General features: G+C 69.8%; 12 protein-coding genes. 4 read left to right on the forward strand and 8 right to left on the reverse strand.

The features are described 5' to 3' along the window. Window positions 1-127 (reverse strand): histidine phosphatase family protein (locus FV228_RS13280; protein ID WP_147855056.1); only part of this gene is annotated, 127 nt, incomplete at its 3' end. 99 nt (window positions 128-226) lie between these two features. Between FV228_RS13280 and FV228_RS13285 the strand changes: the two genes are divergently transcribed. Then, on the forward strand, window positions 227-1,219 hold the full coding sequence (locus tag FV228_RS13285) for a polyphosphate kinase 2 family protein (protein ID WP_147855057.1): 993 nt from the start codon (window positions 227-229) through the stop codon (window positions 1,217-1,219). Window positions 1,220-1,234: 15 nt separating this feature from the next. After that, entirely contained in the window at window positions 1,235-2,392 is a 1,158-nt protein-coding gene (locus tag FV228_RS13290; RefSeq protein WP_147855058.1) for an AAA family ATPase, read from the forward strand. On the opposite strand, the gene fabI is transcribed toward FV228_RS13290, so the two are convergent. Together fabI and FV228_RS13300 are read right to left on the reverse strand one after the other, a co-directional pair. Continuing rightward, the gene (gene fabI, locus FV228_RS13295) at window positions 2,389-3,213 is read right to left on the reverse strand and encodes an enoyl-ACP reductase FabI (protein WP_147855059.1); all 825 of its coding nucleotides are present in this window, start codon (window positions 3,211-3,213) and stop codon (window positions 2,389-2,391) included. The two genes, FV228_RS13290 and fabI, sit on opposite strands and share 4 nt — an antisense overlap. A gap of 126 nt (window positions 3,214-3,339) precedes the next feature. Then, on the reverse strand, window positions 3,340-4,269 hold the full coding sequence (locus FV228_RS13300; RefSeq protein ID WP_147855060.1) for a DnaJ C-terminal domain-containing protein: 930 nt from the start codon (window positions 4,267-4,269) through the stop codon (window positions 3,340-3,342). 201 nt (window positions 4,270-4,470) lie between these two features. Between FV228_RS13300 and FV228_RS13305 the strand changes: the two genes are divergently transcribed. Beyond that, complete coding sequence (locus FV228_RS13305) at window positions 4,471-4,857, forward strand: VOC family protein (RefSeq protein ID WP_147855061.1); 387 nt, start codon at window positions 4,471-4,473, stop codon at window positions 4,855-4,857. A gap of 60 nt (window positions 4,858-4,917) precedes the next feature. Here the strand turns inward: FV228_RS13305 and FV228_RS13310 are convergent, their stop codons facing one another. Together FV228_RS13310 and FV228_RS13315 are read right to left on the reverse strand one after the other, a co-directional pair. Further along, on the reverse strand, window positions 4,918-5,730 hold the full coding sequence (locus tag FV228_RS13310) for a Crp/Fnr family transcriptional regulator (RefSeq protein ID WP_147855062.1): 813 nt from the start codon (window positions 5,728-5,730) through the stop codon (window positions 4,918-4,920). Between the two features lie 137 nt (window positions 5,731-5,867). Continuing rightward, window positions 5,868-6,638, reverse strand: coding sequence for a glycoside hydrolase family 25 protein (locus FV228_RS13315; RefSeq protein WP_238261092.1), 771 nt, complete (start codon window positions 6,636-6,638; stop codon window positions 5,868-5,870). Between the two features lie 313 nt (window positions 6,639-6,951). On the opposite strand from FV228_RS13315, the gene FV228_RS13320 reads away from it, so the two are divergent. Further along, entirely contained in the window at window positions 6,952-7,395 is a 444-nt protein-coding gene (locus FV228_RS13320) for a DUF488 domain-containing protein (protein WP_147855064.1), read from the forward strand. Between the two features lie 258 nt (window positions 7,396-7,653). Here the strand turns inward: FV228_RS13320 and FV228_RS13325 are convergent, their stop codons facing one another. From FV228_RS13325 to FV228_RS13335, 3 genes are all read right to left on the reverse strand, one after another. After that, a complete protein-coding gene (locus FV228_RS13325) occupies window positions 7,654-8,019 on the reverse strand; it encodes a catalase (protein WP_147855065.1) in 366 nt (121 codons plus the stop codon). 47 nt (window positions 8,020-8,066) lie between these two features. Next, complete coding sequence (locus FV228_RS13330) at window positions 8,067-8,297, reverse strand: hypothetical protein (protein WP_147855066.1); 231 nt, start codon at window positions 8,295-8,297, stop codon at window positions 8,067-8,069. Window positions 8,298-8,406: 109 nt separating this feature from the next. Continuing rightward, on the reverse strand, window positions 8,407-8,762 hold a 356-nt coding region (locus FV228_RS13335), incomplete at its 5' end, for a helix-turn-helix transcriptional regulator (protein WP_187277732.1).

An 8,762-nucleotide genomic window follows, 5' to 3' on the forward strand; every position in this document is an offset into this window, starting at 1 on the left:
GCCGCGCGGCCACGGCGACGGCCTGCGCCTCCCCGTGCGGGTTGAGATCGATGTCGCGACTGCCCTGCAGGCGGCCCTCGGCGTTCCAGGCGGTCTGGCCGTGGCGGATGAAATAGATCGTAGCCAACCGTCTCGAAATCCTGTCGCTGCGCAGGCGCCCGGAACGGCCGCGCGTGCCAACCGTTCTGGGCGTTCGTCGGCAAAGCCCCTCAACACGGTCCTGCCCATGTCTAAGAAGCACGGCAAGCATCTTCCCGGCCAGTCGCAGGACGGGGGCGTGACAGACGCCTCCGATCGGCACCAAGCCGCCCGGTCGCGGGTGCCCTCGACCGCCGTCTGGGCCGGTGCGGCCGACGTGATCGCCGGGACGGTCCCGGCGGCCCTGGGCGGCCACCGGCCGGCCCCGATCCGGGTCGCCCCGGGGATCGTGGCGGTCGAACCCGGAATGCGGGTCGACCTGACGGCGATCGATTCCGACGCCGACGGCGGCCTCGACAAGGTCTGGGCCAAGGAGGCGCTGAGCCGGGAGCGCGAGCGCATCAGCGCCTTGCAGGAGCGTCTCTATGCCGAGCGCGCCCGCAGCCTGCTGCTGGTGTTCCAGGCGATCGATACCGGCGGCAAGGACGGGACGATCCGGTCGGTGCTCAAGGGCGTCAACCCGCAGGGTTGCGCGGTGTCGTCGTTCAAGGTGCCGTCGAGCGACGAACTCGATCACGATTTCCTGTGGCGTTACCACGCCCGGACGCCGGGGCGGGGCATGATCGGCGTGTTCAACCGCAGCCATTACGAGGACGTCCTCGTGGTGCGGGTGAAGGAGCTGGTCCCCGACTCGGTCTGGCAGGGCCGCTACCGGCTGATCAACGATTTCGAGCGGCTGCTCACCGAATCCGGCACGGTGGTGATCAAATTCTTCCTGCACATCTCCAAGGACGAGCAGAAGAAGCGCCTCGAAGCCCGGATCGCCGATCGGGAGAAGCACTGGAAGTTCGACCCCGCCGACCTCATCGAGCGGAAAGCCTGGGACTCCTACCAGCAGGCCTTCGCCGACGCGCTCTCGCAATGCTCGACGCCGCACGCGCCGTGGCTGGTGGTGCCTGCCAACCACAAGTGGTTCCGCAACTACGTGATTGCCCGCACGATCGCAGATACGCTGGAGGCGATGGACCCGCGATTCCCCAAGGCCGCGAAGGGAATCGCCGACCTGAAGGTCCCGAACTGATCCAAGGGGTGCCGCATGCTGGTGGTTCGGGAGGTCGCGGTCTCTGGCTACCGCTCGCTCCGGCGGATCGGCTTCCCGGTGGACGACCTGTCGGTGTTCGTGGGCGGCAACGGCACCGGCAAGACCAACCTGTATCGCGGCCTCGAACTGCTTCAGGACGCCGCCCGGGGGACGCTCACCCGCGCGCTCGCCGTGGAGGGCGGGATGGATTCGGCGCTCTGGGCGGGGCGTCGGCGGCACGGCGAGGCGGCACGGATCCGCCTGTCCGCCACCCTGTACGATGACGGGACCGGACAGGTGTTCACCTACGCGGTCGAGGTCGGGCTCGTGCAGCAGGCCGGCGGCACCACCTACGGCGCCGCCTTCCGCAAGGAACCGCAGGTGAAGGCCGAGCGGTTGACCGTCCGGACAGGCGCCCGCACGGCGGTCCTCCTCGACCGCGATGGCCGGACCGGTTTCGCCCGCGACGAGGAGGGGCGCAAACGGCCGCTGGGCCTGGATCTGCTGCCCACCGAAACCGCGCTCGGCACCTTCCTGGACGCCACGCGTCACCCGGAGATCGCCCTGGTTCGGCTCGCCATGACGGCTTGGCGCTTCCATCACGATTTTCGGACCGATGCCGAGTCGCCGCTCCGCCGCCCGTGCCTGGCAGTGACGACGCCGACCCTCGCCTCGGACGGGTCCGACCTCGCCGCCGTGTTCGCCACCCTGGCCCATATCCGGCAGGACACGGGCGATCTCGATGCGGCGCTGGATGGCGCCTTCCCGGGCGCCCGGCTCGTGGTGCCGGATCCGGGGCGCGAGGCGAGCTTCGGCGTCACCGTCCCTGACTTCCCGGGCCGCACCTTCGCGGCCTCGGAGCTGTCGGACGGGACGTTGCGCTACCTCGCCCTCACCGGAGCGCTGCTGGCCTACCGGCTGCCGCCCTTCATCGCCCTGAACGAGCCGGAAGCGAGCCTGCATCCGGATCTGATGGAACCGCTCGCCCGGATGATCGCCCGGGCCGCCGAGCGCACCCAGATCTGGCTGGTCACGCATTCCGAGCGGCTGGCGGACGGGATCGCGATCCATGGGGGCGCCAGGCCGCGGGTGGTCGTCAAGCGCGACGGCGAGACCTGGATCGACGGGCTCACCCTTTCAGGTGAATTCGCCGACGCGGACGACGAAGATTAATCCTTGTCGAGGGTCAGGTCCGGCGCGTCGGGGTTCTTCATGCCGACGACGTGGTAGCCCGCATCCACGTGCAGGATCTCGCCGGTCATGCCCGCGGCCATGTCGGAGATCAGGTAGGCGGCGGTCTCGCCGACTTCGCCGATGGTCACGGTCCGGCGCAGGGGCGCGTTGTACTCGTTCCACTTCAGGATGTAGCGGAAGTCGCCGATCCCCGAGGCCGCCAGGGTCTTGATCGGGCCGGCCGAGATCGCGTTGACGCGGATATTCTTCGGCCCGAGATCGGCCGCGAGGTAGCGCACCGACGCTTCGAGCGCCGCCTTGGCCACGCCCATGACGTTGTAGTGCGGCATCCACTTCTCGGCGCCGTAATAGGTCAGCGTCACCAGGGAGCCGCCCGGGCGCATGATCTTCTCGGCGCGCTGGGCCACCGCGGTGAACGAGTAGCACGAGACCAGGAGCGACTTGGTGAAGTTCTCCTCGGACGTCTCGAGGTAGCGGCCGGTCAATTCGTCCTTGTCCGAGAAGGCGATGCAGTGGATCACGAAGTCGATGCCTTCGGGGAAGACCCGGGCGGCCTCGGCGAACACGGCGTCGATGGTCGCCGCCTCGGTCACGTCACAATGCCCGATGACGTGGGCGTCGAGTTCCTTGGCCAGGGGCTCGACCCGCTTGCGCAAGGCGTCGCCCTGGTAGGTGAACGCGAGTTCGGCCCCGTGCGCGCGGGCGCTGCGGGCGATGCCCCAGGCGATCGAGCGGTTGTTGGCGACACCGAGCACGAGGCCCCGCTTGCCCGCCAGAATGCCCTGCCCGTGTTCCGCCATGATCGATCCTGGAAACCTCTCGGCCCCTTGCGGCACCGGGGGTCTCCTTAACGGAGCCGGCCCGGCGACGGAAGTGCGCACCCCGCCGCCGGGCGACCGGGTGCGGGGCGCCTGTTACGCAGCCTTCTACGCCACCTTGGCGCGTCGGTTCCGGGCGAACTCGATGAGCGCCGGATCCTCGCTCTCCGGCAGGGTGATCGCCGTGGTGGCGAGCAGGTCGCCGCGGGTACCGTCCTTCTTGGGCAGGCCCTTGCCGCGCAGCCGGAACGTGCGGCCCGAACTCGTCATCGGCGGCATCTTCATCTCGACCGCGCCGGTGAGCGTCGGCACCCGGATCGTGCCGCCGAGCACGGCGTCCTCCAGCGGCACCTCGACGCTGGCCTTCAGGTCGGCCCCCTCGACGGTGAAGCGGGGATGCGGCCGGACCCGGATGGTCAGCAGGGCGTCGCCGGGCTCGCCGCGGGGGCCGGCGCTCTGGCCGAGGCCGCGGAGCCGGATGGTCTGGCCGTCCTCGACGCCCCGGGGGATCACCACGTCGACCTCCCGGCCCGTGGGCAGGGCGAGGCGCAGCTTCTCCTCGCTGGCGACCTGCTCCAGGCTGACGGACAGCTCGGCCGCGACATCTTCGCCCTTGGCCGCCTGGCGCTGGCCGGGTCCGGCGCCGCCCGCGCGGAACGCCTCGCCGAAGATGTGCGAGAAGATGTCCTCGCCCATCCCGCCGCCGCCCATGCCACCGCCGCCTTGCCGGCTGCGGGCCATGTTCTCGAAATCGAAGCCGCTCGACCGGCCGCCGCCGAAGCCACCCGAGAACCCCTCGAAGCCGCTGGCGCGCGGCTTGCCGTCGGCGTCGATCTCGCCGCGGTCGAACTGCTTGCGCTTCTCGGAATCGCCCAGGATCTCGTAGGCCGAGTTCGCCTCGGCGAACCGGTCCTTGGCCTTCACGTCGTTCTTGTTGCGGTCGGGGTGGAAGTCCTTGGCGAGCTTGCGATAAGCCTTCTTGATGTCGGCTTCGCTCGCTCCCTTGGCCACGCCCAGCACGTCGTACGGATTGCGCATCGGTCTCTTGAGGCTGTGCGGTGGGGTATCCACCCGGATGTGGGAAGGCTGTTGCATCCCTGCAACGGTCGTGGCCGCGAAAGTCTGCGGGTTCTGGCGCTGCGTCAAGCGGTGGATCTCGCTCCGGAGCGCGCGACCGCCTAACCTCGACGCGTGACGCCATCACCGGCTCGTCGGCACCGGGCCGCGGGAGGAAATCCGATGCAGTATGCCTGCGACCACGTCCATCTGCGCAGCCGCGACGCCGTGAAGGCGGCAGCCTTCTACGTGGAGACTTTTGGGGCCACGGAGGTGAAGCGCGTCGGCGTCGATCCCGTGCAGCGCATGGTGCTCGACCTCGGCGGCCTGACCGTCTTCATCGAGCAGGCACCGGTCGAGACCGCCCCCGCCACGCAGACGCCCTGCCTCGGCATCGAGCATATCGGTCTGCGCGTCGCCGACATCGACGCCGCCATGGCCGATCTCACGGCCCGCGGCGTTCCCGTGCGGATGGGCATCACCGAGCGCGGCCCGAGCCTGCGGATCGCCTTCGTGGAAGGTCCGGACGGGGCGCTGATCGAGATCCTGGAGCGCCGGGCGGCCGGCTGACAGGCGGTCCCTCAGAAGGTTCGCGGGCCGCGCCCGAGCCCTTCGAACGTCCGGATCGCCTCAGCGCCGGGCGCCGCCGTGCAGGGCCAGCGCCGGCTCCCGGCCGCCCTCGGTTGGAGATGGCGGCTCGATCCGGTCGAAGCCGTCCGCGCTGTAGACCGCGCCGAGCACCGTCTTGAAATGGCGCTGCACCCGGGCGTGGCACTCGCAGGCCGAGGCCGACATCGCCCGGCGGTCGAGCACCGTGATGCGCCCGCGCCCGACCCGGATCAGGCCCTGGTCCTGGAGCGTCCGCAGGATGCGGGTCAGGTAGGTGCGCTGGACGCCGAGCATCGAGGCCAGCAACTCGTGGGTGATCGGCAGGGTGTCGCCCCCGATCCGGTCCTGGAGCGTCAGGAGCCAGCGCAGGCAGCGCTGCTCGATCGGGTGGAGCGCGTTGCAGGCGGCGGCCTGCAGCACCTGGGCCAGGAGGCAGTCGCCGTAGCGTGCGAACAGGTTGCGGACCTCGGGGGACCGGCGCTTGGCGTCCTGAAGCCGGTCGGCCTCCAGGCGCAGCATCGGCCCGCCGATCTGCACGATCGCCTCGGTGGAGGCCGGCACCCGCCCCGCGCTGACGATGCCGCCGACGGCACCCTCGCGACCGATGCTGGCGGTCTCGGCGCAGCGTCCGTCCCGGGTGCCGATGATGAGCGCCACGACGGTCTGGTCGCAGGGGAAGGTGATGTGCGCCACCTCCGTGCCGGCCTCGAACACGATCGCCCCCTTGTCGCAGGAGACCCGCTCGATATGGGGCACGATCAGCGCGCGGTCGGGTTCCCGAAGCGCGTCGAGGAGCAGGTTGCCCGTGAGGGAGGCGGCGCGGTCAGCGGGCATGCAGGTCGGGGATCGTGGAGCGGGAGGCCCCCGAGAAGGAACCTCGTCGGGCGGCCCGCTGGCGCGCGGGTTAACCCGTCACGCTTATATCCCGCCCCCCGTCCTGGAACCAACCTAAGTCTATCCGGCCCGATGATTTATTTGTCGGTGCAAAGACCCTGTTCCGAAAGCCGCCGATGCTCGCGCGGATCGCAATCGGTCGACAGGAACGAGGCCCAGTCGGACGGCGTGCCGTAGAAGGCGTTGCGGTCGACGTCGCCCTGTACGCCGGGCACGCGCCCGGTGGAGGTGAACTGCCAGAGCATCCACTTCCGGTTGACGAAGCGCTGCTCCGGCTCGGCCGCGGTGGAGCGCAGCCAATGCGGGTAATCGGGCAGCTCGCCTTCCAGCACGTCCTTGTGGAAGGTGATGTCGGTGTAGATGATCGGGCGCTTGCCGGTGTAGCGCTCCATCTCCTCCAGCATCTCGGTGACCATCGCCAGAGCCTGCGCCTTCGGCAGCTTCTTCGGGCAGGTCTGCGAGTGGCCGTTCCATTCCACGTCGAGCACCGGCGGCAGGGCCGTCGGGTCGTTCGGGACGTTGCGCTTGAACCACTCCATCTGGTCCCGGGCCGAGCGGCACCAGAACACGAAGTGGTAGGCGCCCCGCGGCACGCCGGCCTTGGCGGCGTTGTCCCAGTTGGTCCGGAATCGTTCGTCGACGTGATCGCCGCCCTCGGTCGCCTTGATGAAGGCGAACTGGGTGCCGGCGGCCCGGACCGAAGCCCAGTCGACGTTGCCCTGCCATTTCGAGATGTCGATGCCCTGGATCGGGTGCTGCTTGGCCTTGGCCACGCCCGGATGGGGCTTGGCGTCGCCCTTGGTCGGATAGAAATTCGTGTTCGACGCGCAGGCGGCCAGGCCTGCCATCACCGCGACGGCCAGCACCCGGGCGGCGATGCGCCGGGCGCTCCTCAACCGGCCGGCACCCCGAATCGCCGAAGCGGACGGACCCTGCGAAAGCTCGATATCCCGCACCATCAGTGTTCAGCCCGCCACCGAAGAAGCGCCAAAGTCAGGCGTAATCGATGGGCCCGGCGCAGTTAACGGAGCTTTGCGAACTTTGCGGCGGAATTCCAAGATGCGTGTCGTTACCGCGACATACGGTATCGATCCCCGGTTGGTTCACAGGCCCGGATCCGGCTAAGTGCCGGTCCCGCAACGCGAGTCCCGTCACGGTCCCGTGAGCAAGCAATTATTCACCATAGGTTACGAAGGGCTCGACCCGGAGCGCCTTACGGATGCGCTGCGCTCGGCGGGCGTGGCCGTGCTGGCCGACGTGCGGGCGGTGGCGAACTCGCGCAAGCGCGGCTTCTCGAAGGGCGCGCTCGGAACGGGTCTCGCAGAGGCGGGACTCGGCTACGCGCATCTGCGCAGCCTCGGCACGCCGAAGGCCGGCCGCGAGGCGGCCCGGGCGGACGACGCGGCGCTGATGCGCAGGATCTACTGTGAAGAGGTGCTCGATACGGGCGCCGGCGGAATAGCCCTGGACGAACTCGCCGCCATGGCGGCCGCCGCCCCGACCTGCCTGCTGTGCTTCGAGCGGGACCCGGCCCGCTGCCACCGCCGGGTCCTGGCAGAACGGCTCGCGGACCGCGGATTTGCCGTCACCGACCTGTTCGGCTGAATCGCCACGGGCTTTGGCCGTCGCGCATGAATGAAACGCGCGCCCTTTTCCCGGACGCCTGTAACGTCAGTGGAAGGTGATCCGGGATCCAGCAGAGAAAGCGCCGCGCAGCGGCACGATTTTGAAGCGACAGTCACAATCAGGCGCTTCGCGTCGTCCTGTGCTGGATCCCGGGTCGCGTTCCGCTCTCGCTCCACGCGCCCGGGAAAGGGACGGGGCGCAACCGGCAACGCGCAGCTCCATCGGTCTTTATTCAGGTCAGCGCATCGCCGCCATGGCGGCGAACCGCCGGATCGGCGCCATGGCGGCGCTGAGCAGCATCCGGGATGTCCGCACGGCGCCGAATTCCCGCGGGATCGGCCGGCGGCGATACGGGTCGGTCACCGGCTCGACCGGCAGGTACAGGGCTTCGAGGAACGACATCTCCAGCAGCATCGCGCCGGCCTCGTCGGTGACCACCAGGGCCGCATCGAGCAGCCGGGTATCGCCGCTGTGCTGACGCATCAGCCCCTGGACGATGGTCCGGGCGGTGGCCCGGGCGGCGTCCAGGTCGGCGACCCACTGCGCCGCGGAGGCGGGCAGGCAGGCGCCGTCCAGGCGGATGCTGAAAGTGGCGCGGACCATCGTGGCGTTCCTTGGAGGATCGGGCGTCGCGCGTCAGGCGGCGATCGTCAGGCGGCTTGCGCGCCGTCCTGCGGCTCGGCCTCGACGAGGCCGGCCTTGCCTTCGGCTGCCGATTTCGGGTCGAAGGCGTCCGCCAGCAAGCTGAGGCGCCGGGCCATGTCGCGCACCTCGTTGAGGGCGATCGACTTCTGGCCCTCCTTCACCGCCCGGGTGATGTCGCTGACCTGCGTGGTGGCGACCCGCCTCAGTTCGTCGGCGAGCTGGTGGCTGGTCATCATCGCATCCGGTCCCGAATTGGTTCGTCTGTGCCGGGACCGTGGTGGGAGGGCGCTTACCAACGGGTTTCGCGCCGCGGCGATGCCTGTGGACAACGCGGATCGGCGCGGCTCAGTCCTGCAGGTGTCGCGCGGCGATGATCGATGCGGCGGTGCGATTCTCGACGCCGAGCTTGGCGTAGATGCCCTCCAGGTGCTTGGTCACGGTGCGGTGGCTGAGCCCCAGGATCTCGCCGATGTCGCGGCTCGATTTCCCCCGGGACAGCCAGAGCAGCACCTCCGCCTCGCGGCCGGTGACCGGGAGCCGCGCTCGCAGCCGCTCGATGCCGCCCGAGGCCTCCTCGCGGGACAGGCGCAGCAGGATCTCGTCCGGGGTACGGCCGATGAAGCTGAGCGCGTAGGGGGTGCCGTCGCCGCCGGTCAGCGTCAGGGCGTTGGCGGACGCCCCGGTGAGGCAGCCGCGCAGCC

It is taken from the genome of Methylobacterium sp. WL18, assembly GCF_008040015.1.
In the GTDB taxonomy this organism is placed as follows: Bacteria; Pseudomonadota; Alphaproteobacteria; order Rhizobiales; family Beijerinckiaceae; genus Methylobacterium; species Methylobacterium mesophilicum.